Consider the following 26,124-nt stretch of genomic DNA (forward strand, 5'->3'; position numbering starts at 1 on the left):
CTTCAGGCGCCGGGCCGCAGCCGTCCTTCGGCGAGCGCCGCAAAGCCTAGCCGGACCAGGTCACGGCCGATTTCCGCCGTCTCCCGCAGCGCCCGGTCGAACTCGGCGAGGGCGCGGAAGGCGGCGCCGTACGAGCGTTGCTCGGCGAGCGGGTAGCGCGGCACTCTGAGGCGCCTCGCGTCGATGCGGGTCGAGGCGCTGTGCACGGGGAAATCGGCCGCGCGCAGGCAGCCGGCGAGGAACTCGGCGTCGAGGCGGGCGGGATCCACGCGGTAGAGCGAAAGCGCGGGGCCGAGCCGCACGGGCTGTCCACTGTGGACTTTGACGGCGCCGGTGACGGACGCGATCACGTCGCCTTCGTGCGCGATCACGGCCGTGTCGTCGGGGGCCGCGTAGCCGGTGGGGGCGCGGCCGGCCAGGACGTCGTCGGGGGTCAGGACGGGTTCGTCGCCGTCGCCGGTCCGCGCGGGTGCGTGGTGGATCTCCAGCGCGCCTGCCTTCACCAGCTCGCCGACGGTGGTGTGCGACGGTTCCTCGCCCGTCGGCTGCAGCGGCGGGAGCTCGAGGCCGACGCGGCCGAAAAGCCGTTGTGCGGCAAGGAAAGCCTCGCCGAGGTCTTCGCGGGCGGTGCGGCGCTGGGCGGGAGTGAGGTCGACGTCGTCGTCGAGGAGGTCGATGATGCGTTCGCCGGTGCCGTTGTCGAGGTGGTCGCGCCACAGGGCTTCGGCGTCGTCGACGGTCGTCTCGGCGATCAGCGCGGTGGCGGGCGCGCGGCTGCCGGGCTCGGGTCTCGTCAGCAGCCAGAGGTCGGCGCCGGGGGCGAGCGTGAGCACTGCGCGCAGGGCGCCGGCGCGCAGGAGGTTGGCGCGGATGCGTTTGCCGCTGCGCCGGCCGGCGGCGGCGCCGGGCATGAGGATGGCGACGGTGCCGCCGGGTTTCACGCGCGCGAGGCAGTGCTGCACCCACGCGAGCTCCGACTCCCCGCGCGGCGGCAGCCCGTACTCCCAGCGCGGGTCGCCGACCAGCTCTTCGTGGCCCCACGCGCGTTCGTTGAACGGCGGGTCGCAGAGGACCACGTCGGCCTGCTGGCCGGTGAAGGCGTCTTCACGGAGGGAGTCGCCGGCGTGAACTTCGGTGTCGGCGCCGTGGAGACGCAGGCGCAGGGCGGCGATGCGGGCAGTGGTGGGGTCGCTGTCCTGGCCCTGGGCGCGGGTGGCCTCGGCGGCGTCGGCGGCGATTAGCAGGGACCCGAAGCCGCACGCCGGGTCGAGCACGGTGGTCCCCTTCGCGCCGGCGAGGCGGACCATCAGGCTCGCGTACGCGGGGGGCGTCGGCGAGACGCGGCGGGCGCGGGCTTCGAAGTAGCGTTCGCAGAGCTGCTCGAACGTCCAGGTCGCGCCGTTCGTCGTGGCCACCTCGGCGAGGAGGGCGAGCAACTCCGGGTCGTCCGTGGGACGTTCGGTGGCGTGGGCGAGGTACTCACCGGCGTCGGCGACGCGAGTGTCCAGCTCGAGGTCGTCGCCGAGGGCGCGCAGCCGTTGCCACGCCAGGTCGATCGGCGCGAGCTCCACGGGCCGGCCGCGGCCGGCCAACCAGGCCTGCACCTCGGGCAGCGAGAACAGCGGGCTGGACGCGGTGCCGCCGACCGGGCGCGGGAAGTCGTCGTGGCGCCGCCGCCAGTTGCTCACCGCGGCGCGGCGCACCCCCGCGAGCCGGGCGATGTCGGCGGCGCTGACCGTCGCGGTGTCGTCCATGACCAGCACGATAGCTGATGACCAGAGTTTCCAGCGTTTTGCTTGTTAACTCAGTCAACCAATGGTTTCATGGTGACATGGCCACCAACCAGACCCGGTTCACCCTGCGCTACGCCGCGGGTTCCGACACCGGGCGCCGACGCTCGATCAACGAGGACTCCGTCTACGCCAGCGGACGCCTGCTCGCCGTGGCCGACGGTATCGGTGGTCAGCCCCACGGGGAAGTGGCCAGTGCCACTGCGGTCGGCGTGCTCGCGAGCCTGGACTCCGAGCTGCGCTCGCTCGACCTCACCTCGCTCGACCTCCAGAGCACCCTCGCCGACGGCGTCCGGCGCGTCGGCGAGCGCCTCGCCGAGGTCGCCGAGCAGGACCCCGCCACCCACGGCATGGGCACCACGCTCACCACCCTGCTCTTCGACGGCGTCCACTTCGCCGCCGCCCACATCGGCGACTCCCGCGGCTACCTCCTGCGCGACGGCGAGCTGCACCGCATCACGCGCGACCACACCCTCGTCCAGGCCCTCGTCGAAGACGGCCGCATCTCCCAGGCCGAAGCCATCGACCACCCGCGCCGCTCGCTGCTCATGAAGGCGCTGCAGAGCACCGGCTCGGGCGACCCGGACGTCTGGGAGTTCACCCCCCTCGCCGACGACCGCCTCCTGCTCTGCTCCGACGGCCTCACCGCCGGCGCCGGCGAACCCGCCATCGCCGAGACCCTGGCCGCCGGCACCCCCGGCGAAGCCGTCCCCGCCCTCATCACCCTCGCCAACGACGGCGGCGGCCCCGACAACATCACCATCGTCGTCGCCGACGTCGTCCCCGCCTGATCGCCACCCCCGGCCCACCTGCGGGACCGCACCACCCCATCCGGTACCCTTCTCCACGGAGGATTGGCCGAGCGGCCTAAGGCGCACGCTTGGAAAGCGTGTTGGGTTCACGCCCTCGCAGGTTCGAATCCTGTATCCTCCGCCGCGATAACAGGCGAAACGCCGGGCAGCTTTCACGAGCTGCCCGGCGTTTTGTCGTTCGCGGGCTCCGGCCGAAGCGCCACTCTTGTTGCGTAGCCACGATTCCTCACCGCGCGTGATCGGCGCGCGAAGAGGACCAAGCGGCACACCACTTCCGAAAACGCGAATTTCCTTTCATATACCCGTTTTCTCCTGTGCACGTCCACCTGGAGGCCGTTGCCGAAGCGTTGCTGATCGACGCCCGCGCAGGCCGGGGGCTACCCGAGGACCTCCGAAACCCACCCCGACCGCACCCGCTAGTCTCCTCCGCAGACTCGATCGTAGAAGTTCGGAGAGGTTCATCGGTGTCACGAATACCGGCCTGACCTGGGCGCGGCCACACGCGCGCGAGCCTCGAAAACCGCAGGTCACCATGGCTGGAACGCGGTTCGGGGGTCCCGTCACCAACCGCTGCCCGCGAGGCCCCGGACGTCACCCACGTCCGGGGCCTTGTCGATTCTCCCCCAGTTCCTCACTTACCGAAGACACCTGATCACGCTAAGTTTGTACGTGGTCGTTCCAGCCCCGACGCACCGAGGAGTCCGCCCCCATGCCCGGAGTGGAAGAGATCCGCGCTGGCATCGCGCTCGCGAACGAGAAGGCGTCCGCGAGCATCGCCGCCCTGCAGCAGGCAGCGCAATCTCTCGAAGAAGCCCAGTTGTCGCTTTCCCAGGCGACGCAGGGCAGCAGTCAGCACGAGGTCAACCAGGCCCACGGTCTGCTGGCCGAAGCGCTGAACGGAATCACCGGGATGCAAAGCACCATCCAGGCCAGTATTTCGTCGGCCGACTCCTACTCGGCCCGGTTGTAGCTCCATGTCGGGACTCGCCGAGATCCACCAGTTGCTCACCGCCGCGATGGCGGGCCTCACCGACGGGCGCGCCCACGCCGAGCGGGCCAAGTCCCTGCTCGGGGACGCCCGCAGAGCGCTCGTCGACGCACAGGCGAAAGCCGATCCTTGGCTGCCGACGCAACTGGACCAGGCCGACGAGGGACTCGACCATCTCCTCACCCGCCTAGCCGCCGCCGACGATCTGGTGAGCGGATACCAGTCACGCCTGTAGGGACGAAAGCGTCATGAGCGACACCGATGGCCAGTAAATCCGCCGAGCAGCGCAACCGCGTTCAGACGGCGCTGGACCGGGTCCGGCACCAGATCGGGCTCGTGCTCGGTGCCGCCGCCGGCGCCCGCGAAGCCGCGGAGGCCGACGTGGCGCGGCTCGCTCTCGAACAGGAAATCGTGCGGGTCGGCATGAATCACGCCGACGCCGAGCAGCAGACGGAATGGGCGCGGCACCCGGCCGCGCACGAGGTTTTCGCTTCGCTCGGCGGCGTGCGCAACGCGTTCTACACCGACTGGAGCTCGGGCCCGGGCGCCCTGCGGGACCTGGTGACGGCCAACGCACCGGGTCCCGCGGGGCGGCCGCCGAGCGAATGGCTCGGCCGGGTGGGGACCAACCCCGGCATCACCGCGCCGGGGCTGTGGCGCGTGGGCTCGGCGACGGCGGCCGGCCGCGACATCTCGCGGACGTTCGACGTCGCCGTGCCCCTGCTCGACGAGTCGCACCTGCAGATCACCTCGGCGCCCAAAACGCGTCCGGTGATCGACGGGATCGTGCAGAACCTGCTGATGCGGGTGCTCTCGACGTTCGAGCCCGGCGCCGTGAAGATCCACCTCTGGGACATCGGGCAGCTCACCGCGATCCTGCCCGACCTCTACCCGATCAGCCGCACCAGCGCGCTTTCGCTCTACGACCCGACGCGGCTGGAAGACCTCCTCGACGAGCTGGCCGGCCACATCCGCCGCATCCACGCCACCGGCATGCAGGCCGGGCACACGTCGCTGCGGGAGCTGCGGCGCGCCAGCAACCAGCGCGTGGAGCCGTACCGGATCGCGGTGCTCTACGGCAACGGCGAGACGCTGGAACCCGAGCTCGCGCGCGACCTCAAGCGCGTGGCCAGCGGCGCGCTCGCCGCCGGAATCTGCCTCATCCTCATCGACGTGCCCACGGCCGTGAGCGCGTCGATCGAATCGCTGAGCCTGCTCGACGAGCGGCGCGCGATCAGCAGCATGACCGGCACCGACCTAGTCGTGGACCTCGATCCGCCGTTGCCTTCCGGACAGGTGATCCGGGCGGCCGGGCGGATCGCGGAAGCGTTGATCGCCAAGCAAGGCGGGCCGCGCTCGTTCGCCGACCTGCTGCCCACGGAGTTCGACCAGGAGAGCTCGGCGCGGGAGCTGCGGGCGCCCGTCGGGTTCTACGAGGGCGAGGCCGTCGAGGTCGTGATCGGCGACGCGAGCCCGCACGCCCTGATCGGCGGGCCGAGCGGTTCCGGTAAGACGAACTTCCTGTACTCGCTGCTCGGCAGCCTCGCCGCGCGCTACACGCCGGACGAGCTGGCGCTGTACCTGCTGGACTTCAAGGAAGGCGTGTCGTTCGCGGGCCTCGCGCCCGGCCGCAAGGACGCGAGCTGGCTGCCGCACGCGAAGCTCGTGGGTGTCAACGTGAACACCGACCGCGAGTTCGGCCTGGCGCTGCTGCGCTTCCTCGCCGACGAGCTGCGCCGGCGTTCGGCCGCCGCCAAGGAACACGAGGTCACGAACCTGGCCGACCTGCGCGAGCAGGACCCGGGCGGGCACTGGCCGCGGATCGTCGCCGTGATCGACGAGTTCCAGTACCTGTTCGCCGGTCGCGACCAGGTCACCGCCACGGCCACGCAGCTGCTGGAGGACATCGCGCGGCGCGGGCGTTCGCAGGGCATCCACCTCGTCCTCGCGAGCCAGGACGTCGCGGGCATCGAGGCGTTCTGGGGCAAGCCTGCGGTGTTCGAGCAGTGCACGCTGCGCATCGCGATGCCGAAGGCGCGGCGCGTGCTGGCGGAGACGAACAACGCGGCGGTGTCCGCGCCGAAGTGGCACGCCGTGATCAACCACGACTCCGGTGTCGCGCACGGCAACCTGCTGGCACACATCCCCGACGCGAGCAGCCGCAACGTGTTCGTGGAGCTGCAGCACAAGCTGTGGGAGCTCTACTCAGGACGCTTCGCGCGCCCCCGGCTGTTCGACGGCGCGCATTCCCCGGTGCTGGAACAGTTCCCGGCGTACACGGAACTCAAGCCGACCTCGCGCCCGCGCGCGCTGCTGGGCCAGTCGATCGACGTGACGGAGGCCGCACAGGGTGTGGAGCTGCCCCGCGCGCCTGGCCGCAACATCGCGGTACTGGGCGGCGCGTCGGCGGAGGCACTGTCCATCATGGACTCCGCGGCGCGGTCGCTGGCGCGGCAGTACGAGATCGGCGAGGTCGAGTTCGTGCTGTACTGCCCGATCGAGGCGTGCGCGCCGGCCGTCCTGGAGCTGACGGAACGGCTGCGCGCCGAGGGCCACGTGACAGATTTGATCGATGACCTGACGGCTTTGCTGGCCTCCATTGTGGACGGGGAACTCGGCGGCCCGTCGCGGATCCTGCTGCTGTACGGAGTGGACGCCGCGTTGCCCACACTGGAGACCAAGGCCCCCGGCCAGCTCAAGAGCGGCCTCGACCACCTGCGCACGGTGCTCAAGACGGGCCCGAGCCACGGCGTGCACACTATCGGCTGGTGGCGCAGCATCGCGCGTCTCAAGGACACGCTCGGCTTCGGCGGCACCGACGACATCGGCACCTGGGCGGCGCTCGACGTGCAGGGCAACGAGCTCTCCCCGTTCGCCGCCGGCCAGGTCGTGCACTGGTCGCCACGCCAGGGCCGCGCGTTGTTCTTCGACCGCACCACGCACGGCGCCCCCGAAGTCATCATCCCCTTCCAGCGCCCCGAGCAGACGGGAGACCCGGCATGACGGACGACGCCAGCGCGGCCATGCGCTACAAGGAAATCGTCGGCCTGGCCCGCGGCTCGGCCGACAACCTGCGCGCCTGGGAGCTCGCCCGCGCCGACGAGATCGACCACCAGCTCGCCGACGCGCACGCCGCCGTCTCCGCCGCGAAGGAACGCGAGGAGAAGGCGGCCGAACGCGCTTCCCGCTGGTGGAAGATGGCCCTGCACAACGTCGCCCGGCTCACCTTCCTCGAGCCGGCCGACGACCCGCAGCCGGTGTCGACGGCGCGGCCGCAGTACCTGGACCGGTATCTCGAGGAAGTGAAGCCGTCGTACCAGGAGCTGGTGCAGGCGGTGCTGGCGCTGGGGTGGCGAGCGAAACGCTGATTCGTCAGATGACGTCGGCGTAGAGCACGACGGTGCCGCCCGCAGTACTGGCCGTGACGCCGCAGTCCAGCTTGTGGGCCGCGAGGTCGGGGGTGACGGCGAGCTGGGGGTTCGTGGCGCCCTCGATCGGGATGTAGAACTCGAAGCCGTTGGAGGGGTCGACCTTGTTGGAGTACCAGGCGTAGTCCACCTTGGCCGGTGTGCCGTTGGTCCACTTCGGAGCGTCACAGGTGAGCGTGTTGCCTGCGGCTTTGGTTCCGGCGATCGTGGGGTCCACCTGAGTCATCGGTGCCAGCGGCGGCCTCGGCTGCGTCAGGAAGGAACGCAACGCGGCCGCGTCGGCGAACCCGTTGGCGGTCGGCTCGCCGCACTGCTTACCGGCGACCTCACCGGCGAAGCTGACGACGCCGACGAGCCGGCCGTCCTGAACCAGCGGACCGCCGCTGTCGCCGGAACAGACTGTGGCCGCAGCCTGCGTACACAGCACCGACGGCCCGTCGACCACGTCCTGGCTCCCGAACGACTGCCCGCACGCCTGGTCGTCGATCACCTTGAGCTGCGCGTGCGCGAGCTGGTCACCGAGCGCGGGCAGCGGGTCCTTCGGGTCCGGTGTTTTGGTGAGCCCGTGCCCGTAGACGTCCACAGTGGAGCCTGGCTTCGGCGCCCTGTTGGCCACCGGCAACGTCGGAATGTCGAACACCGGACGCGCCAGCTTGATCAGCGCGACATCGTCGGCGGCACTGGCCTTCGAGTAGTCCTCCGGCGCCTTCGGCGACGGGATCAGCCGAAACCCCGGGTCGACCGACCACCCCTCGATCGGCACGATCCGCCCGGGATCCGTCGACAGCGTCCCACCCCCGAGGTGCACCTCGAAGTGCGTGGGGTCCACGTGGTCGAGGCAGTGCGCCGCCGTCACCACCCGATCCGGCGCGATCAACGCGCCGCCGCAACTTTCCCGCTGCACCAAGGGCTCGTCACCCTTGAACACGACCGTCGCCATCCACGGCGCCGCGCCGTCGGCCGCGGGCTCCCCACCGGACACCGCCATGGCGGGCGCCGCCACCACCGTGCCGGCCACCAGAACAGCCGCGCCCACGGTCAAAATCCTGCGCATTCGGACCTCCTCATCGGTTGGTCCGAACGTACGAATCGCGCGGCTGCCGGGACAACATGCGGCGGGCTGATCACCACGTACGCCTTTCGACTACGGGTTGCTCGCCGATCGGCTAGGCGTTCCAGACCACCGCGTCGGTCACCAGGTCCGAGGCCGCCGACACCTTCACCGTCAGCCGGAACGGGCGGCCCTTGGCGGTGATCCCGCAGACGATGCTGCCGGCGTGCAGCGAGTCGAGCTGGTTCGTGCCGTCGGCCGCGGCCAGCCGGCTGCAATCGTCGCGACCGGGCACGCCGTCGTCGACCCAGACGCGCATCCTGCTCTCGCCGGTGGTGAAGAGGTCGGAGCCGAAGTGGTCCGCGATGTCGTTCTCGTCGCCTTCCGCGGGCGGGTTGAGGTCGAGGTTGATGCTGCCGAACGTGACCGGGCCCGTGAAGTACGCGTCCGGCGCGTTGCTCGGCGAGGAACGCGGCGACGCGTGGCCGTTCGAAACCGGCGCACCGGCCGTCACCGTGACGGTCGCGGTCACCGGCGCCGGCTGCGCGGGCGTGCTCGGCGCACTGGCCCGCCCGACGAAGAACCCGGCCCCGGTCAGCGCCGTGACCAGCGCGGCGATCGCGGTGATCCACTGGTGCCCGAGCGTGCCCCAGCCGGTTTTCTTGGCCTCGCCCTCGTCTGCCACCGCGCCCCCGTTCGCTTGCAAGGAGCCAATTCTAGCCACCCCGAACACACCGAAGGCCACCATTCGCGGAGAATGGTGGCCTTCGGTGTGTATCAAGAACTACTTACGCGGAGCTGTCCGCCCCAACAACTGGTCCAGGTAGTCCAGCAGGTCGTAAGCCAGGTCCTCCAGCTTGTTCCCCGTCGACGGCCGGAACCGCACGATCTGCGGGTCGTGGTCGCTGGCCTGGTCGGCGAACTCGGCGTTGATGTGGACCACGTCGTAGTCCACGCCGCGAAGAGCCGGCGCGGCCAGGATGTGATCCAGCACCTGCGACTGGCCCTCGAACACGTAGCTGTACCGCTCGGCGGCGGGCAGCGTCGCGATGAGGTCCTTCAGGCCACCGGACGTCAGCTGGGCCAGCGCCGGCGAGAACTGGTAGTCGTTCAGGTCGCCGGCGACCACCACGTTGGCGTTGCGGTCAGCCGAAAGCAGCTGCGAGACGAAACCCTTCAGCACGGTCGCCTGCTTCTGACGCTGCACCTCGGAGCTGCGTACCGGCGGCTGGAACCGGCCGTGCGTCGGCTGGTCGCCGCCCTTGGAGTTGAAGTGGTTGGCGATCACGAACACCGTGCGGCCCTGGAAGACGAACTCGCCGGCCAGCGGCTTGCGGCTGTCGGTCCACGCGTCGTTCGTCGGGTCGACGCGGCCCGGAGACTGCGTCAGGTGCACCTTGCCGTGGTCCTTCACGACACCCACCGAGGACAGCGCGCTGCCACCCGGACGGTCCACGAAGGACACTCGCGCCGGGTTGAACAGGAAGCCCACGCGGATGTTGCCGCCCGGCTCGCCGCCGTCCTCGTCGTTGGTCGGGTCGATCTCGCGCCACTGGTAGTGCGGGCCGCCCGCCGCGATGATCGCGTCGGTGAACTTCTTGAGCGTCACGTCGGCGGCGACCACACCGTCGTTGGTGGCGCCGTCGTTGTCCTGAATCTCCTCCAGGGTCACGACGTCCGGCGCGGCCAGGTTGTCGACGATGCCGTGCGCGAGCTGCGCGAACTTCGTGTCCGGGTCGGACGGCGCGAGGTTCTCGACGTTGTACGTCGCCACCGCGAGCTGGCCGGGACGCTGGCGCGCAGTGACCTCCTTCTGAAGGTGGTTGTCCTTCGCCGGACCCATCTGCGACGCGAAGAGCGTGTAGCCGCCGAAGCTGCTGTACTCCACGGGGCCTGATGTCGTCCCGGTGAGCACGTCACCGGTGTTGACCTTCGGGAACGGCTGCTGGTCGAACGGGATGATCGACTGGACCTTCAGCACACCGGTGTTGATCTTGTCGTAGCCGAGGTAGACCGTGCCGCCGCGCGGCGTCGGGTTCTGCTGCGGCTTCGTCGTCACGTAGAGCTCGTCGAAGTCGTTGCTCGGGCCGACCACGCGGGCGTCGGAGATGCTGATGATCTCGCTCTCGTGAGACTCCCAGAAGTCCAGCGCGTACTTCGCCGGCTCCAGCGGCAGCGCCTCGATGTTGCCGCCGGCGTTGGGCGCGAGCACGTCCGGGATCTGGTCGGGCGTGATCTTCGTGGGCGCGGGCAACGGGTTTCCGTGCGTGCCGACCGTCCACTGTGCACTGGAAAGCTCGGTGAGCGACTGGTAGTTCGACGTCGCCGGGGCGTCCGGGTAGAACTCCTTCACCGTGCCGGCCGCGGTCACCGCGTCGCCGACGGCGACGGCGGGCGTGGTCGAGCCGGTGAACACGAACAGGCCCTCGCTGGTTCGCGGGTCACTGTCGGGGTTCGGGTCGGTCAGCCAGAAGCCGCGCGACGAACCGAAGGTGCGCACGGCCGTCACGATGCCCGTGACGTCGCTGACCTTCTTGTCCTTGAGCGGCGAGATCCGCGTGGTGCCCTGGATGTCGTGGATCTTCGCGGGGGTGCCCGGGTCGACGGGGCCGGTGTCGCCGCCGCCGGCCGTCTCGCCCTTGGAGTTGGTGGGCGTCGGGTCGCCGACGGTGAAGTCGGCGCTGTTGTTGTCCGTGTCGGCGAGCGACGCGGCGCGCGCGGCCGAGGTCGTGTTCGACAGGGCGGCGGTCGGCGTGCCCTCGCGGACCACGGCGTCCCCGAAGCCGACGAGGTCCTTGACCTGCGGGTCGGCGGCGCAGTCGGCGGCGGTCTTGCAGGTCAGCGCGGTGGAGCCGTTGACAAGCGCGATCGTGCCGGCGGTCCCGGACATCGCGATGGTCCCGGTCGCGTCCGGGGTGGGCAGTGCGACGGTGCCGCCGGTGCCCTTCGACTCCTGGACGAGGTAACGTCCACCCGCGGCGACCGAGCCGGCGAGCTTCGTGACCTGCCACGTGCTCGACGCGCTGGCCGTGGCCGGCAGGTACTGCACGCTGTAGCCGTCGAGCGCGAGCGGCGCGCCACCGTGGTTCGCGAGCTCCACGAAGTCGTTGGTGAGCGTGGCGCCGGAGTTGCCGCCGCCGCCGTAGACCTCGGCGACGACCGCGTCCGCGCTGGGTGCGGCGAGTGCGGCGGGAGCGCCGCTCACCACCAAGCCCGCGACGGCAGCGGCGGTCAGCACGCTCTTTCTTCGACCGGATATGGTCACCCTGAGTCCCCTTTGCATGAACGGTCGACGCATCGTCCCCCGAACAAGCGAAGGGTAGGAAGACTAAGAGGCAACGATTCGTAACGAGTTCGCGGAATTACCTCCGAGGGACGGGTTGACACAGTGATCTCTCTCGTACTCGGCGGAGACGTCAACGTGCAGGGCCGAAGCGAGCCGAAAACGGCATTCCGGGCGTTGGCTCCGTTGCTGAGCGGGGCCGACGTGCGTTTTGTCAACCTCGAGGGCCCGCTGTCGGGATCGATGGGTGACCACGGCGGTCTGGACATCCCGCACAAGCCGAATTGGCGCCATTCCGCGCCGGAAATGGTCGAGGCGCTCACCGCGGTCGGCATCGACGTGGTGTCGGTGGCCAACAACGTGACGTTCCCGCCGCCGGCCATGCTCGCCAGCCTGTCGGTGCTGGAGAAGGCCGGCATCGCCTACTGCGGCGGTGGTGCGAACCTCACCGCCGCGCACACGCCGGCCGTGATCGAACGGGCCGATCGCCGCGTCGCCTTCCTCGCGTTCACGTCGCTGTGCTGGCCGGTCGGCCAGGAGGCGAAGGCCGATTCGGCGGGCGTCGCGGTGGCCGGCGCGTACACCTCGTACCAGCCGGATCCGCGGGTGCTCGACGTGCCGGGCCGGCCGCCGATCGTCCACACCACCCCGGTGCCGGCGGACCTGGAACGCCTGGTCGCCGACGTCCACCGCGCCCGCGCGGCGGCCGACCACGTGGTCGTGTCGATGCACTGGGGACTGCCGGGCGACGAGCTCACCGAGTACCAGATCGTCTACGCCCACGCGATCATCGACGCGGGCGCCGACCTCGTGGTGGGCCACGGGCCGCACAGCATCCAGGCCGTCGAGGTCTACCGCGGCCGCCCGATCCTCTACAGCCTCGGCAACCTCGTGTTCGACTGGCCCGCGATGCGCGGCCGCCACGTCGACGGGCTGCTCGCCGGGTGCCTGCTCGGCGACCGGCCGCGGCTCGAGCTGATCCCCGTGCGCCGCGGCGAGGACAACGAGTGCGTGCCGTTGGCCGGCGAAGCGGCGGCGCAGGTGCTGCGGCACGTGGCCGAACTGTCGGCGCGCCGGTCCACAAAGGTGGCCGTGGGAACCGGGATCGGCACCGTCGAAGGATTTCTCGCGCCGAAGCGCTGAGGGCGTTTCCCCAGGGTCGTCACCCGGACGGCCTATCTGCCTTAAATGCAGGTCAAGCTTTGGCGCGGTCGGTTTGCGGCGGAGGTACCTTTACTCGCGAGCCCACGAGAATGTGGCCCAGACCACTTCCCGGGAGCTCACGGGTCGCACACCGCGGGGGGAGGCGACACGATCACATGGGGGTTGATCGTGTTCGGCTCGCGCGGTTTCGCGCCCCGCTGGGGTACGCCGCGGACGCGGGATCTTCCGTTTCTCCCGCGACCGCGGCGTCCGCGAAAAGTTTGCCCCGGGGGTTCGTGGGCGGTGCGGCTCGGCGGCTTGGCGGCCGCACCGCTCACGAACGGGCCTTGCCGATGAGCGTCTTCGCTCCGGCCACCGCCGCGCGTCCGGCGCCCTTCGCGCTGGCCGCGAGGAACGTCGTCCAGTCGAAGTAGTCGCGCCACAGCACGATCCGGCCGTTCTCGATCTCGAAGGTGCCGCACACCCAGAACTCCACCGCGAACGAGCCGCGGCGCAGCACATCGGTGCGTTCGGTGAGCACGACGTTGCCGTCGGCGGCGATGTGGTGCGTGCGCGCTTCGAACCCGGTACCGAACCGGGTCAGCATGCGCAGCTGCTTCTCCACGGCCGCGAGGCCGTGGGCGGCCGGGAGCGGCACGTTCTGGTAGGTGATGTCGACTGCGACGTGGTTCAGCGCCCGCTCGACGTCCATGTCCTCGAGAGCCTGCAGGAACGCGGTGACCACGGCCTTGGGTTCGCTCATACGACCAGGTTAAGCCCCGAACGGCCGGTCGCCCACGATGGCGACGCGTTCGGCCACCCGGTTGTGGGGGTGGTAGTCGTTCACGGCGTAGTGCTGGGTGGCGCGGTTGTCCCAGAACGCCACGGCGTCACGGGTCCAGCGGAAGCGCACCTGGTACTCGGGCATGTGGGCCTGGAGGAAGAGGTAGCGGAGCAGGCGGTCGCTCTCCGGTTTGCCGAGGCCGACGACGTGGGTGGTGAAGGCCTGGTTCACGAACAGCGTCCGCCGGCCCGTCTCGGGGTGGACCCGGACGATCGGGTGCTCGACGGGCGGGAAGCGGTTCCGGTGGGCGGCCAGCAGGTCCGGGTCGGTGAAGCGTTCGAAGCCGGGCACGAAATCGTGGACGGCGGTGAGTCCGTCTATGCGTTCGCGCACGTCGGCGGGCAGGTTGTCGTAGGCAGCGGCCATGTCGGCCCACATCGTGTCGCCGCCGACCGGCGGGACCTCCACCAGCCGGAGGACGGAGCCGAGCGCGGGTGCGGGGCGCCAGGTGACGTCGGTGTGCCAGATGTTCTCGTAGCCCGGCATGCCCGCGGTGCGGGTGAAGCGGACGACTTCGTTGTTGTCGCCTTGCGGGATGAAGGGGTTGGTTTCCAACGCTCCCCAGTGGGAAGCGAACACGCACTGTTGTTCCGACGTCATTTTCTGTTCGCGGAAGAACAGCACCTTCCACTCCAGCAACGCGCGGTTCAGCTCTTCGCGAACCTGGGGGGTCAATGACGCTCCGAGGCCGACACCCTCGATTTCGGCCCCGATCACCCGGCCGAGAGGACGGAGGGTGAACAGTTCGTAGGGGCGTTCTTCGACGCCTTCGGGTAGCCGGCGCAGCACGCGCGGGCCTTCGAGGATGCCGTCGGCGGGGGTGGCCGACGACCGCAGGAAGTCGATCGACATCAAGCCCTTCGGGTGGGCGAATCGGCTTGGTTGAGCGAAGTTCGGCCGATCGGAGTGACTTGCCGCGTCGACCGGAGCGCGGCTGTGCCTGCGCCGGGAAGGCGGCCGGGTCGGCTGCGCGGGCGGGTGGCTGGCATGGGCGCGATGGTCGTCAGCGCTGCCGAGCGGGGTCAAGGCTCTTCACGATGTGGAACAGTCCTACGCCCGGCCGAGTGACCACACAGGACGTGATGAGGTTAGATCTCCCCCTACAGGGTGACGAGGTGGGGGCCTGGCCACCTTGAACTGGTTTGTTCCGGGAAGGGGAGGTCGCCATGGCGAGCTCGACGAGTGAGCGGCTGCGCGCCGCGGCCGACGCGCTGGACAAGGCTGCGGCCGATGCCGACCAGGCGGCCGGCCGTTTCGCCGAGGCGCGCCTGGAGTCCACGCCGTTCGGCATCTCCGCGCCGGCGCGCGAGCTGGCCTCGCGCTGGGAGGCCGCGCTGGCCGCCCGCGACGTCGACGCCCGCGTGCTGGGCGACGCGACGTCCGACCTCGCCGGCCGGCTGCGCATGGCGGCGGGCGGGCACGCGGAGAAGATCCGCCCCGCGGTGGCGACGGCGCTGTTCACCTGATGCCCTTCCTGCACCCGGCCCTGGAGAAAGCCGCCGCGACCCTCGAGCCGCTGCGGAAGGCGGGCGCGCGCCTCGGCGCCCCGGACCCCGTGGCCGCGCTGCAGCAGATCGACTGCTCACCCCCCGCCATCCGCGAGTCGGCCCGCACCCTGTCGACCGGCCGCGATGTCCTGGTCACCGCCCGCCTCGCCTTCGAAAGCGGCGCCCACCGCGCGGAACGGCGCTGGGGCGGCGAGCCCGCCGCCCTGTTCCGCACTCGCGCCGACGAGCTCGACGTGCACTACCGGCAGGCCGCCGAAGCCGCCGCCCGCACGGCCGCCGTCGGGCTGGACTTGGCCGATCTGCTCGACCGGCTCGCGGCGGAGACGGCCGCTCAGGTCACTTGCGTCGCGGGGTCAGCCGCGACGTCCGCGGTGGCGGTACTGGCGGGGGACCGCTCGACAGAGGCGGTGCAACCGGTGATCGAGGCGTGCGCGGCGGTCGTGCGGGCCGTGGAAACCGGGGTGTCGACGATCATGGAGACGATCTCGTTCCTGGAGCCGTTCGGCACACCCGTTCTGCCGTTCGACTGAGTCCCCGGCTTCCGCCCGCGTCCGCCGGCAAATCGGTACGCCGCAACCGAACGCCCGCCGACCGGCTGCGCTGACGGCAGCTCGACCTGAGCACAACTACCGGATTTGTCTTTCAACGACGGCCATCCGCCACAGTGACCAACCCGCGGCAGGTGACCACCACCGGGGGTCCGGGGGCAACGCCCTCCGGGCGGGGCCTGGGGGTTGCACCCCCAGAAACACAGCGAGCGAGCTACCTCGACGCTTTCCGTCGACATAGCTCGCCCACTCGCGAGCGGTGGCGGTGGGATTTGAACCCACGGACGGGATTAACCGTCACACGATTTCGAGTTCCGATCCGGGCTGTTCAGCTCCGTTTAACGAGCACCAATCCCCTGGTCACGTGCGACACCGGCAACTGCGGCGGCAGCTCGAACCGACTCGAACTGAGACCAGAACTGAGACCACGGCTCCAGGAGGGCACTGCGCTGCCTTTAAGAGCGCAAGAGCGTAAGGGCGCAAGAGTGGAGAGGTATAGGCGGCTGCGCCCTTGCTTTTGCGCCCTTACCGTTTGTGCTGGTCACGGGCTTTCGGTCCAAGAGCGCAGGGCAAGGGCGCAGGGCGCTCCCCCTCTCCCGGTTGCGCCCTTGCGCCCTTGTGCCCTTGTGCCCTCAGCCAGGGAACGCAAGGGCGCAACAGCCCGAGGGTGGAGAGGTAGGGCGGTTGCGCCTTGCTCGTGCACTCTTGCCGTTACAAGGCCCTGGCCAGCACAAACCACAGGTCAGCCAGCCTCTTCAAGAACTAGCTCGCCATGCTCCAGGTAGAGCGTCGTACCGGTCACGTGCGCCTGGTACGCGCGGTTCAGTCTGCGAGCGAGACGCGGAATCAGGTAGTCGGACAGCTTGTCGATCGGGACCCACTCCCAGTGGTCGAGTTCGACACCGTCAAGGACTATGGCACTCTCATCGGCACCAAGATCGCCACACCCGAAGACATAAAGGATCTTGTCGCCTTCCGACTCACTGGGAGCCCAGTCATGCACGAGCAGCCGCCGAGCTGCTCGATCTAGGCCGATCTCCTCGCGCAGCTCCCGTGCGCAGGCCGCCGCCGGCGACTCACGCCGATCGACGTAGCCGCCTGGGATATCCCAGCGGTTCCCGTACGTCTTCCGGACCAGCAGAACGCGGTTTCCGTCTACGAACAACGCCCCGGCGGCAATCCGGGGCGTTGCGAACTTGTCCGTTGGGTCGTCTGTCACACGGGTCAGCCTACGACGTGCATCCGCGTGGCGAGCTGGTGCAGCTCGAAGCCCGGCTTCCCGTGAGCGTTGCGAACCCACGTGATGACCAGCTGCCTGCTCAGGTAGTGATGCCTGACCTGGTCGGGCGCCATCCGCTCCGCGTTCAGCACCGTAGCAACCGCGGCATCGTGGCGGCCGGAGACGTGGAAGGCGCGGGCAACGTCCAGCATGTGCCGCACTCGCCGTTCAACCGGCAACGCTGCCGTGTCCAACTCTGGGCCAATATCGAGCGCGACTTGCACGTCCCCGAGTTCCATCGCCGTGTTCACGCGATGAATCGCGACGTTCGTTGGCCCAAATGCCGTCCAGAGGTGATTTCCGTCAACGCCAAGACGTCGGGCGGCCTCATCAGCCTCAGCCAAGTACCCGCGCGTCGCTGCCCTATCTTCAGAGCGCGCAGCCGCCATTGACCCGACCAAAAGCAGCGTTCCGTAAGCCGAAATTACGTCGCCGTCGCCGTCATTTAGGTGTGGCTGCAAGTACGCGGCGGTCGCCTCTGTGAGAGACATTGCCGGTTGGTGGTGACCGGTCGACAAAAGTGCGAAGGCCACCGACCGGAAAAGTGATCCGGTAATTGCGTAGCTCTCCGACTGCTGGGCGGCTGCCAGGCCGCGCTCAGCCGCCATCCACGCAAGGTCAGCCTCGCCGATCTTCGTAAGCACCGACGCCGCGGCCTGGTAGCTCAAGGCCAGCAACTCGTGAGCACGCAGGCGATCGTCCCCGTCGTACTGGCGCGCGGCGAGCAGTGCGTCCGCGAGCAGAAGCGGTGCCCGACCAGCGGCGTACGCGAAGCGCGACCCTTGATATGCATCGAAGACCGAGCGCAGCTCGCGGGCGAGTTCGTCGAGTGCCGGCGGTTCCGCGTCCGACTTCGGAGCGGTCAGGATTGGCGTGAGCTGGCTGTAGTCCATGAGGGCTGCCCGGAGCGCTGGCACCGTCGCCGTGCCGCTGTCTGGGGTCCAGTCCAGCAAGGTCGGCTCGCCGATGAGGTCCCCGAGCGCGACGTCTAGCGCATCCGCGAGGCTGCGGATCACGGACAGACGGTCCAGCTCGATCCGATTGTTCTCCGCCTTGCCCAGCCAGTCGCTCGTACGGCCAACCAGTCCGGCAAGCGCCTCTTGCGACATGCCACGACGGCGCCGGTACCACGCGACGCGTTCTCCGATGGTCAGGTTCTCGCTGATTCCTCGCATGTCCCCACCCTCTCGCGCAGCTGCGCCAGCTACCCGGAAAGTTCTTCCGGGTAGGCCCCGGAACGTTTTTCCGGGTTCATGCACCCTGTCGGGCCGAAGCTACTTCCATGAGACGCCAGCGACACCAGCGCACTGGAACCGACCATGCGGCACCGTCGGCAATTCTGGCCACGGGCAACCTATGCGAAAACTCGCCGGAACGTCAGTCAGGGCGCAAGCCCAAGCTTGCGCTCGACCGCGAGGAGCCGCCTCTCAAGGTCCGCAAGGTCCACGCTGTTCGGTGCACCACCGGGCGAGGTCTCCGCCACGGGCACCGCGGCCCCGGACGCGCGCACAAAGGTGCCCTGCCCTTGTCGCGTGACGATCAGCTGCTCGTCCTGCAAGAGCGTGTAGGCACGCTTCACCGTCCCCACCGACACACCGAACTCGTCAGCGATTGCCTGGTGCGGCGGAAACTTATCCCCCTGCCGGTAGGTCTCCGCCCGGAGCGCCTCCCGAAGTCGGCCGGCCACTTGCAGGTAGGGCGCTCGGGAGTCAGCCGGATCGAGTTTGTCCATGTCAGACAGGGTACGCGACTTAGTCAACTACTCCGTCCAGGTGACAACAGTCGAGAACTATTGGCGACGTTGTCTACGTTGGCTAACGTCTCTGGTGTCGCAGAGAGCGCACACAACGCAAGCGGCCCCGGCGGTGCTGGAACACCGGCCGGGGCCTACATCGAAACCTTGGGAGCCACGATGCAGGTCGAGGATAACGGCATCTACCGCGTGAAGTTCGTCGCTGGGCTGCTGGACGTGCACCGCTCGACGGTCTACCGGGCTATCGAGTCCGGCCAGCTGGAAGTGCTGCGGGTCGGCACGGGCAAGGGCGCGCTGCGCATCAAGGGGTTCTCGCTCAACAACTGGATCGCCGCCTGCTCCGAGGGCGGCGCGACCCCGGCCGCCGACAACGCGACGGGCGACAACGCGGCGGAGGTGGCCTGAATCATGGCGACGACGACGCACATGGGACACGCGCTGATGGCTGGTGTGGCGACGGAGTTCATCCCGACCCACCGGCAGGACAACGACACCCGGGTTGTGATGAACCTCGGGCTGGTCGTACCGGTCTCGGTCGAAGACCTGGTCGCGGTGCTGTGGGCGGCCACCAAGGGCGAGGGCCGCGACGACGTGGCCGCCGCGCTCGCGGACACCGCCTACATCCGGGGCGCCATGGCCGAGATGCTGTTCGGGATCGGCGGCGACGGCATGGAAGCTGCGCGCATCGAGCTGGACGCGGCCAAGCCGGGCAGCTGGGACACCGAACGCGCCGAGATGATCCGCCCGGTCGTGGCCGAGCTGGTCGCCGCGCACGCCGCCGCCCGTCGTACCCGCACGGCGCGGCAGGTCCCGCACCCGCGCACCTCCGGCGAGGTGACCCAGTGACCACCGGGTTCGCCACCTACGACCACGGCCACCGCCTCGCACCCGCCGAACCCGCCACCGCCCTGGACGGCACGGCAGTGGAGCGGCTGGGAATGTGGCCAGCCGACGCGCCCGCCCCATGGGTGCTCACCGTCGACGAGGTCGCGCTCGCCATCGCGCACAGCGGCGAGGAGATCGGCCGCTACGGCCTGCTCACCAACGAAGCCGCCGACGCGACCGTGCGCGGCGTCCGGATCTGCGGGCGCGGCCAGCTGGCCTGCGCCGCCCAGCGACTGCGCGAGGGCAACGAGCTCGACGCGTTCCCCGCCGATGCCCACCCGTACCGCTGCCAGGTCGCCGCGCAGGAACTATGCCGCAAGGCCCACCGCGACCGCCCGCCCCTGTAGCACCCGGCCGGCCACCGGGCCGTCGCCGACCACCTTTCCCTGTTCCTGTCCCGGGCATCCCTGTGCCCTCACCCCCGCGCCCCGTTGGAGGCAACCCGATGGCATCCGCACCCCGCGACCCCTACCGCCGGACCGGGCACACCCCGCCCGCCCAACTGCCCGCCGCGCGGGGCGGGCTGTGCGAGGACCTGTCGCTGATCATCACCGACGGGACCCGCTTCTACGTGCCCGTGTTCGACGTCGACCCCGCCACCGGCCGCGCCGAATTCCTCGGCATCGCCCTCTACGAACCGACCGACCTCGACGGCCGCGCCGCCCTCGCCGAGACCGTCGCCAAGGCCCGCCGCGACGGGACCGACATCGTCCCGGTCCCGGTCCCGCTCCGTGCTCCCGGTCCGGGTCCGGGGCCGGTTCCCCAGCCCCGGACCGGGGCCTGAGTCCGATGGACCCGGACCCGTCCGGACCGGGTCAAACAGGCCCGGGACCAGCACGAGTACACCCACGGTCCGCCCGGACCGGACCGAGTCCGGCACGACCACCGCAAGGGAGTTCGCCAGTGACCCACCCCGCGACCAACGGGCGCACCCTGTGGCCCGTGAACGGACCCGTCACCGGGGTTCACGAATTGGACCCCGAGCCGTTCCCAGACCCGGTTGAGGACCCGTACGAGACCGCGCCGGTCGCCATGCGGCACGTGGTACTCACCCCCGCGTCGGACATCGACCCGGAACCGACGTACTGGCTGTGGGACGACCGCATCCCCCAAGGCATGATCACCGTCGGCCCCGGTCGGGAAGGGATCGGCAAGTCCCTGTTCTGCGCGTGGCTGGCCGCCCGGGTCACCCTCGGCGAGCTACCTGGCGTGCACTTCGGGCACCCGAAAAGCGTCATCTACGCGGCGACCGAGGACAGCTGGGAACACACCCTGGCCGGGCGGTTGCTGGTCGCCGGGGCGGACATGGCCCGGGTGTACCGGGTCGAGGTCGAACAGCCCAATGGTGCGTCCGTGCCGCTGTCACTGCCTGGCGACTGCCAGCGCATGGCCACCGCGATCACCGGGGCCGACGTGGCGTTGCTCGTGGTCGATCCGCTCATCTCCGCGATCGACCTGTCGATCAACGTCAACCAGGATCGCGACCTGCGCCGGGCGCTGGAACCCCTGGCTCGGCTCGCCGCCGACACCGGGTGCGCGGTGTTCGGCCTGGCCCACTTCAACAAGGCCAGCGGGCTCGACCCGATGAGCCGGATCATGGGCGGCCGCGCGTTCGGGGCCGTGGCCCGCGCGGGCATCGCCTTCGCCCGCGACACCATCGCCGACGACGGCTCGTGCGTGATCTCCCAGATCAAGAACAACGTCGGCCCGACCGCCTTGCCCTCCCTGCGTTACCTCGTGGAACCGGTCGAGGTCGCCACCGCCAAAGGCCCCGCCACCTGGGGACGGCTGGTCATGGTCGGCGAGACCGACACCCACGTCCGGCAGCTGATGGACGAGACGCCCCCGACCAAGGAGGAAACCAGCCACCGCAAGGACCGCGACCAGGCCCGGGATTGGCTGCTGGAGCTGCTCGACCAGCGCGGCGAACCCGTCCCCGGCCACCACGGCAAGGGCTTGCTCTCGGCCGAGATCTACGCCGAGGGCGCCGAAGTCGGCCCGTGGAGCGAAGACCAGCTCAAGAACGCCAAGAAGAACACCCCCATCGAGGCCCGCAGGGTCAGCGGCGCCTGGTACTGGCTGCTGCCCGGCCCGGCACCGGAAGAGGAGCGCAAGGGCGCAAGGGCGCAACCGGGAGAGGGGGAGCGCCCTGCGCCCTTGCCCTGCGCTCTTCCACCGAAAGGCCGTGACCAGCACAAACGGTAAGAGCGCAAAGCAAGAGCGCAACCGCCTATACCTCTCCACTCTTGCGCCCTTGCGCTCTTACGCCCTTACCAACTCACCACCGCGAAGGAGACAGCCCGCCACCGCCGGGTGAGCTCGCACGGCCTGCGACGCACAGCCCGAAAACCGGGGTCCAGCGGCCCCGCCAGGACCCGACTCACTCGCCTCACCCAGCTCACCCCGACTCACTTTCCGCAGGTCAGACACCACAAACGCCCGACTCACCCCGGAGTGCGTCAACTCACCCGCCCACCCGCGAACTCACCCCGAAACTCACCCACCAACTCACCCAGACTCACCCGCGAAAGAGGCCGTCATGACCGCCACCCGTGTGCTGGAGCGCTACGGCACCCTCGCCCTGGTCCGCTTCACCAGCCTGCTTCTGGTCTTCACCGGCCTGCACCTGGCCCGGCTCCCGTTCCTCGCCGTCGCCCGCGTCCTCGGCTGGGCCATGACCGTCCTCGACACCGAACTGTCCACCCCGCCCGCGCCGCGCACCGCCCGACACCACTGGGGCGACCGGTGGGGCGAGGCGATCCCCAGCACCCGCCGCCGACGCCGACGGGCGAGCGCCGGCCACCGCCCGGATTACGGACCCGCGCACCACCCGACATCCCGGAATCCGGGGGTCGGCTGGCCTGATCCGGTGATGCCGTAACCCGCCACCGGCCGGGGGAACCAGCAGGGGAACCGGCCCGCACGGAGAAGCATTCGCTTCTCCTGGCTCCCCTCCCTGGCTCCCCAAGCCGACCAGCGCGAACCCGCCCGGAGGGGAGAAAGGGGAGCGGGGGAACGACCCGACCGCAGCCGTCCGGGAGGCCAGGAAACCGGGCCGACACCACCCTGTCGCCGCTTCCCCTCCGTAGGGAACGGCGAGGGAATCGCCGAGGGAGCCGCCAGCAGGCGAGGGAATTTTCCCTCCACGCCTCCCTAACCCATTCCCTAAGCCTGACCAGCGAAAACACTCCCGGAAGGGAACAAGGGAGCGAGGGAATCGGAGGGAATCGCCCCTCCACAACCCCGGAAAACGGCCCTGCCGACCACCTCGCCCCGATTCCCTCCCTACCCCGCCGCCACTCCACAACGGCCCGAAACTCAGAAGGAGGCTCCGCCCATGTCTCACGCGTCGGCCACCGCCCGCCTCACCGACCGCAGCGCCGCCCGGCTGCACCAGCTGGCCGGCCACGCCATCGCCCGCATTGACGGCATCGTCGCCCGGCTCGACCACACCGCCGAACGCCTCGCCGCCAGTGGCTCCCTCATCGGGCCGCCAGTGGATCGCGGCGCGCGCGGTGGATTCCCACTGCCCACCCACTCCACCCGATCCACTGGGCACGACCAGGCCGAACCCGCCGCCAGTGGCTCAGTGGACACCCGCCAGAGACAGCGCTGAAACCCCGCCCAACGGGCCACCAGCCGAGCAGGCCACGGCCCACTCACTGAGCCACCCCCCACCTGCCAGCACTCCCGACCCAGCCACCTCACCAAGGCTGGCAGGAGGGGGGGCAGCCCACCGGCGAATGAGTCCGCCCGCCCGCCGCGCACACGACGAAAACCGGCCCCCACAGCCACGCCAGCCAGGCCAGCTCATCCGCCTCATTCAGCTCATTCCAGCTCATTTTCCCTGGTCAAGACCCGAAATGAGGAACTCATCCGCCGAATGAGGCAACTCATTCGCCCACAGCCGAACTCATCCCGACCTCATCCACCAACTCATCCGCCCCGCCGACCCGGAAACCCCCGACCGGCCACACCCGGAAGGACCCGACCATGACCGCGCACCTGACCCACGTCCCGGACCGCACCTCCGCCGACGCCTACACACTCCTCTCCGTCGAAGCCGCCGCCCAACGACTCAGCATCGGCCGCACCACCATGTACGGCCTGATCAAGACCGGCCAGATCGCCAGCATCCGCATCGGCCACCTACGACGAGTGCCAGCCACCGCCATCACCGACTACATCAACCAGCTCACCGCCGCTCAGGCGGCCTGACCGAAAGGGCCTTACATGCCAAGGAAAAAGCGCTCCGAGGGTGAGCGTGCAGCAAACGGCGAAAGCACCATCTACCTGGGCAGCGATGGCCGCTGGCACGGCCGCGTAACGATGGGCATCGGCGACGACGGGAAGCCGGATCGCCGTCACGTGTCGCGAAAAGACGAAGACGCAGTAAAGGACGCCGTAAAGGAACTCGAAAAGCAGCGCGACAACGGAACAGCACGAAAGCCCGGAAAGGGTTGGACTGTCGAGACTTGGCTGACGCACTGGGTCGAGAACATCGCGGCACCGTCCGTGCGGACGACGACGATGGTTGGTTACCGCGCGTCGGTATACAAGCACCTGATCCCGAAAGTCGGTGCCCACAAGCTGCACAAGCTGCAACCGGAGCATTTGGAAGCCGCGTACCGGAAAATGATGCAAGGTGGACTCAAAGCGTCCACCGCGCATCTCGCTCACCGCACCGTTCGGGCGGCACTGAACGAGGCCGTTCGACGACGGCACATCGTCATCAACCCGGCCCGGATCGCGAAGGCACCTCGTGTCGAAGAGGAGGAAATCATCCCGTTTACGCGGGACGAGGCAAAGCAGCTGATCCGGGCAGCGGCCGAGATCCGGAATGGCACACGGTTCGTCGTCGCACTCGCGCTCGGGCTCCGCCGCGGTGAAGCCCTTGGCCTCAAATGGGAGGACATTTCCCTGTCCTGGAAGCACGGATGCCCGAAAGGCAACACGTGCCGCCAGACGCTCCAGGCCAATGAGTGCCCGAACAGGCGAGGCGCCGGGACAATGAGGATCCGCCGTTCCATCGGCCAGCACAACTGGCAGCACGGCTGTACGACCGAGAAACCGTGCGGGCACCAATTCGGCGCGTTCTGCCCGAAGCGCTGGGGCGGTGGGCTCGTGGTCGGCGAGGTGAAGTCGCGCGCCGGTCGGCGCACGATCGGCATTCCGCACCAGCTCGCCGAACAGCTCGACGCGCACCGCGAAGGGCAGGAGGTCGAGCGCGAGCAAGCGGGAGACCTGTGGGAGGGCGGTGACTGGGTGTTCGCCACACCCATCGGCCGGCCGACTCATCCGACGCCGGATAACCGATCTTGGAAAGCCTTGCTCGCACACGCTGGCGTCCGGGACGGACGGCTGCACGATCTCCGCCACACGGCGGCCACCGTGCTGCTTGAGCTCAAGGTGCCACTGCCCGCCGTGATGGAGCTGATGGGCTGGTCAAACGCGGCCGTGGCGAAGCGGTACATGCACGTCACGAGCGAGTTCACGGCCGCGATCGCGGACCAGGTAGGCAACCACGTCTGGGCCGTTGACGATGAGGGAGAGGAGGACGACGAGGACGGCCCGGACGGCGTCCCTGTGCCCGCGTAGCGGGTACAACTGAGACCAGAACTGAGACCACACAGCAGAACGCCCGGCGACCCTGTGAGGGTTGCCGGGCGTTCTGGCTGGTAAGAGCGGTGGCGGTGGGATTTGAACCCACGGACGGGATTAACCGTCACACGATTTCGAGTCGTGCTCCTTCGGCCGCTCGGACACGCCACCGCCGAGAACAATACCGGAGGCCGAAGGCACGACGTCGGCGGGGTGGCGGCGGGTGGCGAAGTACGTCTCGAGCAGCTCGGCGCACTCCGCGGCCAGCACACCGCCGTGGACTTCGGGGCGGTGGTTGAGCCGGCGGTCGCGCACGACGTCCCACAGGGAGGACACGGCGCCGGTCTTGGGCTCCCACGCGCCGAACACCAGGCGGGCCACGCGGGCGAGCACGAGGGCGCCCGCGCACATCGTGCATGGTTCCAACGTCACGGCGAGCGTGCAGCCCTCCAGGCGCCACCCGTCGCCGTGGACGCGGGCGGCCGCGCGCAGGGCGAGGATCTCCGCGTGGGCGGTGGGGTCGCCGAGCTCGACGCGGGCGTTGCGGGCCGCGGCGAGAGGCCTTCCGTCAGGGCCGAACACCACGGCGCCGATGGGCACATCGGCGCCTGGACCGCGCGCGGCTTCGAGCGCCGCCTGCACGGCTTCGGTGTCGGCCGGGCGTCTCAGAGCTCGTCCAGAAGTTTCGAGAACTCGGCCGCGAAGCCGCAGCGCTGAGCGACCATCTGGAGCTGCTCGTCGGGGTAGAGATCCACCTCTCCGACGATAACTTCAAGCTCGCCGCCCGGCAGTCCGAGATCGGTGAGGATGTCGAGGTCGCCTTCGGGCCAGACGGCGTCGTCGTCCTCGTCGGGAGGGTCGACGCGCAGGACGTCGAGCACGTCCGCGGCGATGTCGTAGTCGAGCGCCGCCGCGGCGTCCGACAGCAACAGCGACGGCCCCCGCGGGCTCGGCCGCACGATCACGAAGAACTCGTCGTCCACCGCCAGGAGCCCGAACGCCGCGCCGGTCGAGCGGAGTTTCCCCAGCTCGGTGATCGCCGCGTCGAGCTCCGTGAGCGCCGCGGGATCGAGCGCACTGCACCGCCACCGACCGTCTTCTCGGACCACTGCCATCGCGAAGCCCGTGACCGGCTCTTGCACCGCCATGCGCACACCGTATTCCGCCACCGATGCGAGCGCACGCACGGTGCACCCGAAGCGTCCGTGGTG

General features: G+C 69.6%; 27 protein-coding genes, 2 tRNA genes and 1 pseudogene. 18 read left to right on the plus strand and 12 right to left on the minus strand.

Going from position 1 to position 26,124, the window contains the following annotated elements; all coding sequences use genetic code 11:
• Window positions 1-2 precede the first annotated feature (2 nt).
• Window positions 3-1,754: an N-6 DNA methylase gene (locus K1T34_RS15490; RefSeq protein ID WP_220244955.1), complete on the minus strand. Its 1,752-nt coding sequence runs from the start codon at window positions 1,752-1,754 to the stop codon at window positions 3-5.
• Between the two features lie 77 nt (window positions 1,755-1,831).
• On the opposite strand from K1T34_RS15490, the gene K1T34_RS15495 reads away from it, so the two are divergent.
• The 6 genes from K1T34_RS15495 to K1T34_RS15520 all read left to right on the plus strand — a co-directional run bounded on the left by K1T34_RS15495 (window position 1,832) and on the right by K1T34_RS15520 (window position 6,958).
• Window positions 1,832-2,581 (plus strand): PP2C family serine/threonine-protein phosphatase, encoded by a 750-nt coding sequence (locus K1T34_RS15495; RefSeq protein ID WP_220244956.1) that lies wholly within the window; start codon window positions 1,832-1,834, stop codon window positions 2,579-2,581.
• A gap of 57 nt (window positions 2,582-2,638) precedes the next feature.
• A tRNA-Ser gene (locus K1T34_RS15500) sits at window positions 2,639-2,723 on the plus strand.
• A gap of 588 nt (window positions 2,724-3,311) precedes the next feature.
• Entirely contained in the window at window positions 3,312-3,572 is a 261-nt protein-coding gene (locus K1T34_RS15505; protein ID WP_220244957.1) for a hypothetical protein, read from the plus strand.
• Window positions 3,573-3,576: 4 nt separating this feature from the next.
• Window positions 3,577-3,825 (plus strand): hypothetical protein, encoded by a 249-nt coding sequence (locus tag K1T34_RS15510; RefSeq protein WP_220244958.1) that lies wholly within the window; start codon window positions 3,577-3,579, stop codon window positions 3,823-3,825.
• Between the two features lie 26 nt (window positions 3,826-3,851).
• Entirely contained in the window at window positions 3,852-6,593 is a 2,742-nt protein-coding gene (locus K1T34_RS15515) for an FtsK/SpoIIIE domain-containing protein (protein ID WP_220244959.1), read from the plus strand.
• On the plus strand, window positions 6,590-6,958 hold the full coding sequence (locus K1T34_RS15520; protein ID WP_220244960.1) for a hypothetical protein: 369 nt from the start codon (window positions 6,590-6,592) through the stop codon (window positions 6,956-6,958). Before K1T34_RS15515 ends, K1T34_RS15520 begins: the two co-directional genes overlap by 4 nt.
• 4 nt (window positions 6,959-6,962) lie before the next feature.
• Here the strand turns inward: K1T34_RS15520 and K1T34_RS15525 are convergent, their stop codons facing one another.
• From K1T34_RS15525 to K1T34_RS15535, 3 genes are all read right to left on the minus strand, one after another.
• Window positions 6,963-8,072 (minus strand): trypsin-like serine protease, encoded by a 1,110-nt coding sequence (locus K1T34_RS15525; RefSeq protein WP_220244961.1) that lies wholly within the window; start codon window positions 8,070-8,072, stop codon window positions 6,963-6,965.
• A gap of 112 nt (window positions 8,073-8,184) precedes the next feature.
• Entirely contained in the window at window positions 8,185-8,775 is a 591-nt protein-coding gene (locus K1T34_RS15530; RefSeq protein WP_220244962.1) for a hypothetical protein, read from the minus strand.
• A 78-nt stretch (window positions 8,776-8,853) separates the two neighbouring features.
• Window positions 8,854-11,352 (minus strand): endonuclease/exonuclease/phosphatase family protein, encoded by a 2,499-nt coding sequence (locus K1T34_RS15535; protein ID WP_220244963.1) that lies wholly within the window; start codon window positions 11,350-11,352, stop codon window positions 8,854-8,856.
• A 105-nt stretch (window positions 11,353-11,457) separates the two neighbouring features.
• Between K1T34_RS15535 and K1T34_RS15540 the strand changes: the two genes are divergently transcribed.
• The gene (locus K1T34_RS15540; RefSeq protein ID WP_220244964.1) at window positions 11,458-12,495 is read left to right on the plus strand and encodes a CapA family protein; all 1,038 of its coding nucleotides are present in this window, start codon (window positions 11,458-11,460) and stop codon (window positions 12,493-12,495) included.
• Window positions 12,496-12,829: 334 nt separating this feature from the next.
• On the opposite strand, the gene K1T34_RS15545 is transcribed toward K1T34_RS15540, so the two are convergent.
• Window positions 12,830-13,258 carry a limonene-1,2-epoxide hydrolase family protein gene (locus K1T34_RS15545; RefSeq protein ID WP_220244965.1) on the minus strand — a complete coding sequence of 143 codons (429 nt, stop codon included), beginning with the start codon at window positions 13,256-13,258 and terminating at the stop codon, window positions 12,830-12,832.
• Between the two features lie 9 nt (window positions 13,259-13,267).
• Entirely contained in the window at window positions 13,268-14,191 is a 924-nt protein-coding gene (locus K1T34_RS15550; RefSeq protein ID WP_220244966.1) for a TauD/TfdA family dioxygenase, read from the minus strand.
• A gap of 314 nt (window positions 14,192-14,505) precedes the next feature.
• Between K1T34_RS15550 and K1T34_RS15555 the strand changes: the two genes are divergently transcribed.
• Together K1T34_RS15555 and K1T34_RS15560 are read left to right on the plus strand one after the other, a co-directional pair.
• On the plus strand, window positions 14,506-14,805 hold the full coding sequence (locus K1T34_RS15555; RefSeq protein WP_220244967.1) for a hypothetical protein: 300 nt from the start codon (window positions 14,506-14,508) through the stop codon (window positions 14,803-14,805).
• The gene (locus tag K1T34_RS15560) at window positions 14,805-15,377 is read left to right on the plus strand and encodes a hypothetical protein (RefSeq protein WP_220244968.1); all 573 of its coding nucleotides are present in this window, start codon (window positions 14,805-14,807) and stop codon (window positions 15,375-15,377) included. The genes K1T34_RS15555 and K1T34_RS15560 overlap by 1 nt, the downstream gene beginning before the upstream one ends.
• Window positions 15,378-16,137: 760 nt before the next feature.
• Here K1T34_RS15560 and K1T34_RS15565 read toward each other — a convergent pair.
• The 3 genes from K1T34_RS15565 to K1T34_RS15575 form a co-directional block, all read right to left on the minus strand.
• Window positions 16,138-16,614: an NUDIX hydrolase gene (locus K1T34_RS15565; protein ID WP_220244969.1), complete on the minus strand. Its 477-nt coding sequence runs from the start codon at window positions 16,612-16,614 to the stop codon at window positions 16,138-16,140.
• A 5-nt stretch (window positions 16,615-16,619) separates the two neighbouring features.
• Window positions 16,620-17,849, minus strand: a complete 1,230-nt coding sequence (locus K1T34_RS15570) for a helix-turn-helix domain-containing protein (RefSeq protein ID WP_220244970.1) — start codon at window positions 17,847-17,849, stop codon at window positions 16,620-16,622.
• 206 nt (window positions 17,850-18,055) lie between these two features.
• On the minus strand, window positions 18,056-18,406 hold the full coding sequence (locus K1T34_RS15575) for a GntR family transcriptional regulator (protein ID WP_220244971.1): 351 nt from the start codon (window positions 18,404-18,406) through the stop codon (window positions 18,056-18,058).
• Window positions 18,407-18,586: 180 nt separating this feature from the next.
• On the opposite strand from K1T34_RS15575, the gene K1T34_RS15580 reads away from it, so the two are divergent.
• The 9 genes from K1T34_RS15580 (at window position 18,587) to K1T34_RS15620 (ending at window position 24,910) form a co-directional block, all read left to right on the plus strand.
• Window positions 18,587-18,832, plus strand: coding sequence for a helix-turn-helix domain-containing protein (locus K1T34_RS15580; RefSeq protein ID WP_220244972.1), 246 nt, complete (start codon window positions 18,587-18,589; stop codon window positions 18,830-18,832).
• 3 nt (window positions 18,833-18,835) lie between these two features.
• Window positions 18,836-19,273 (plus strand): hypothetical protein, encoded by a 438-nt coding sequence (locus K1T34_RS15585; protein WP_220244973.1) that lies wholly within the window; start codon window positions 18,836-18,838, stop codon window positions 19,271-19,273.
• Window positions 19,270-19,659, plus strand: coding sequence for a hypothetical protein (locus K1T34_RS15590; protein ID WP_220244974.1), 390 nt, complete (start codon window positions 19,270-19,272; stop codon window positions 19,657-19,659). The genes K1T34_RS15585 and K1T34_RS15590 overlap by 4 nt, the downstream gene beginning before the upstream one ends.
• A gap of 98 nt (window positions 19,660-19,757) precedes the next feature.
• Window positions 19,758-20,096, plus strand: coding sequence for a hypothetical protein (locus K1T34_RS15595; protein WP_220244975.1), 339 nt, complete (start codon window positions 19,758-19,760; stop codon window positions 20,094-20,096).
• Window positions 20,097-20,254: 158 nt separating this feature from the next.
• On the plus strand, window positions 20,255-21,517 hold the full coding sequence (locus tag K1T34_RS15600) for an AAA family ATPase (RefSeq protein ID WP_220244976.1): 1,263 nt from the start codon (window positions 20,255-20,257) through the stop codon (window positions 21,515-21,517).
• Between the two features lie 334 nt (window positions 21,518-21,851).
• Window positions 21,852-22,193 (plus strand): hypothetical protein, encoded by a 342-nt coding sequence (locus tag K1T34_RS15605; protein WP_220244977.1) that lies wholly within the window; start codon window positions 21,852-21,854, stop codon window positions 22,191-22,193.
• Window positions 22,194-22,649: 456 nt separating this feature from the next.
• Entirely contained in the window at window positions 22,650-22,928 is a 279-nt protein-coding gene (locus tag K1T34_RS15610) for a hypothetical protein (protein ID WP_220244978.1), read from the plus strand.
• A gap of 377 nt (window positions 22,929-23,305) precedes the next feature.
• Entirely contained in the window at window positions 23,306-23,530 is a 225-nt protein-coding gene (locus K1T34_RS15615) for a helix-turn-helix domain-containing protein (RefSeq protein WP_220244979.1), read from the plus strand.
• Window positions 23,531-23,545: 15 nt separating this feature from the next.
• On the plus strand, window positions 23,546-24,910 hold the full coding sequence (locus tag K1T34_RS15620; RefSeq protein WP_220244980.1) for a site-specific integrase: 1,365 nt from the start codon (window positions 23,546-23,548) through the stop codon (window positions 24,908-24,910).
• Window positions 24,911-24,997: 87 nt separating this feature from the next.
• Here K1T34_RS15620 and K1T34_RS15625 read toward each other — a convergent pair.
• The 3 genes and pseudogenes from K1T34_RS15625 to K1T34_RS15635 form a co-directional block, all read right to left on the minus strand.
• Window positions 24,998-25,084: transfer RNA gene (locus tag K1T34_RS15625), tRNA-Ser, on the minus strand.
• A gap of 45 nt (window positions 25,085-25,129) precedes the next feature.
• Window positions 25,130-25,555: pseudogene (locus K1T34_RS15630) on the minus strand (nucleoside deaminase); the annotation flags it as partial.
• Window positions 25,556-25,578: 23 nt separating this feature from the next.
• Window positions 25,579-26,061 carry a tRNA adenosine deaminase-associated protein gene (locus K1T34_RS15635; RefSeq protein WP_220244981.1) on the minus strand — a complete coding sequence of 161 codons (483 nt, stop codon included), beginning with the start codon at window positions 26,059-26,061 and terminating at the stop codon, window positions 25,579-25,581.
• Window positions 26,062-26,124: the final 63 nt, after the last annotated feature.

Origin of the sequence: Amycolatopsis sp. DSM 110486, from assembly GCF_019468465.1 — a bacterium.
GTDB lineage: Bacteria > Actinomycetota > Actinomycetes > Mycobacteriales > Pseudonocardiaceae > Amycolatopsis.

Coding starts and splice junctions, on each gene's coding strand:
- K1T34_RS15490 (WP_220244955.1), bottom strand. CDS start 1,754: ATGGACGACACCGCGACGGTCAGCGCCGCCGACATCGCCCGGCTCGCG.
- K1T34_RS15495 (WP_220244956.1), top strand. CDS start 1,832: ATGGCCACCAACCAGACCCGGTTCACCCTGCGCTACGCCGCGGGTTCC.
- K1T34_RS15505 (WP_220244957.1), top strand. CDS start 3,312: ATGCCCGGAGTGGAAGAGATCCGCGCTGGCATCGCGCTCGCGAACGAG.
- K1T34_RS15510 (WP_220244958.1), top strand. CDS start 3,577: ATGTCGGGACTCGCCGAGATCCACCAGTTGCTCACCGCCGCGATGGCG.
- K1T34_RS15515 (WP_220244959.1), top strand. CDS start 3,852: ATGGCCAGTAAATCCGCCGAGCAGCGCAACCGCGTTCAGACGGCGCTG.
- K1T34_RS15520 (WP_220244960.1), top strand. CDS start 6,590: ATGACGGACGACGCCAGCGCGGCCATGCGCTACAAGGAAATCGTCGGC.
- K1T34_RS15525 (WP_220244961.1), bottom strand. CDS start 8,072: ATGCGCAGGATTTTGACCGTGGGCGCGGCTGTTCTGGTGGCCGGCACG.
- K1T34_RS15535 (WP_220244963.1), bottom strand. CDS start 11,352: ATGCAAAGGGGACTCAGGGTGACCATATCCGGTCGAAGAAAGAGCGTG.
- K1T34_RS15545 (WP_220244965.1), bottom strand. CDS start 13,258: ATGAGCGAACCCAAGGCCGTGGTCACCGCGTTCCTGCAGGCTCTCGAG.
- K1T34_RS15550 (WP_220244966.1), bottom strand. CDS start 14,191: ATGTCGATCGACTTCCTGCGGTCGTCGGCCACCCCCGCCGACGGCATC.
- K1T34_RS15555 (WP_220244967.1), top strand. CDS start 14,506: ATGGCGAGCTCGACGAGTGAGCGGCTGCGCGCCGCGGCCGACGCGCTG.
- K1T34_RS15560 (WP_220244968.1), top strand. CDS start 14,805: ATGCCCTTCCTGCACCCGGCCCTGGAGAAAGCCGCCGCGACCCTCGAG.
- K1T34_RS15570 (WP_220244970.1), bottom strand. CDS start 17,849: ATGCGAGGAATCAGCGAGAACCTGACCATCGGAGAACGCGTCGCGTGG.
- K1T34_RS15575 (WP_220244971.1), bottom strand. CDS start 18,406: ATGGACAAACTCGATCCGGCTGACTCCCGAGCGCCCTACCTGCAAGTG.
- K1T34_RS15580 (WP_220244972.1), top strand. CDS start 18,587: ATGCAGGTCGAGGATAACGGCATCTACCGCGTGAAGTTCGTCGCTGGG.
- K1T34_RS15585 (WP_220244973.1), top strand. CDS start 18,836: ATGGCGACGACGACGCACATGGGACACGCGCTGATGGCTGGTGTGGCG.
- K1T34_RS15595 (WP_220244975.1), top strand. CDS start 19,758: ATGGCATCCGCACCCCGCGACCCCTACCGCCGGACCGGGCACACCCCG.
- K1T34_RS15605 (WP_220244977.1), top strand. CDS start 21,852: ATGACCGCCACCCGTGTGCTGGAGCGCTACGGCACCCTCGCCCTGGTC.
- K1T34_RS15610 (WP_220244978.1), top strand. CDS start 22,650: ATGTCTCACGCGTCGGCCACCGCCCGCCTCACCGACCGCAGCGCCGCC.
- K1T34_RS15615 (WP_220244979.1), top strand. CDS start 23,306: ATGACCGCGCACCTGACCCACGTCCCGGACCGCACCTCCGCCGACGCC.
- K1T34_RS15620 (WP_220244980.1), top strand. CDS start 23,546: ATGCCAAGGAAAAAGCGCTCCGAGGGTGAGCGTGCAGCAAACGGCGAA.
- K1T34_RS15635 (WP_220244981.1), bottom strand. CDS start 26,061: ATGGCGGTGCAAGAGCCGGTCACGGGCTTCGCGATGGCAGTGGTCCGA.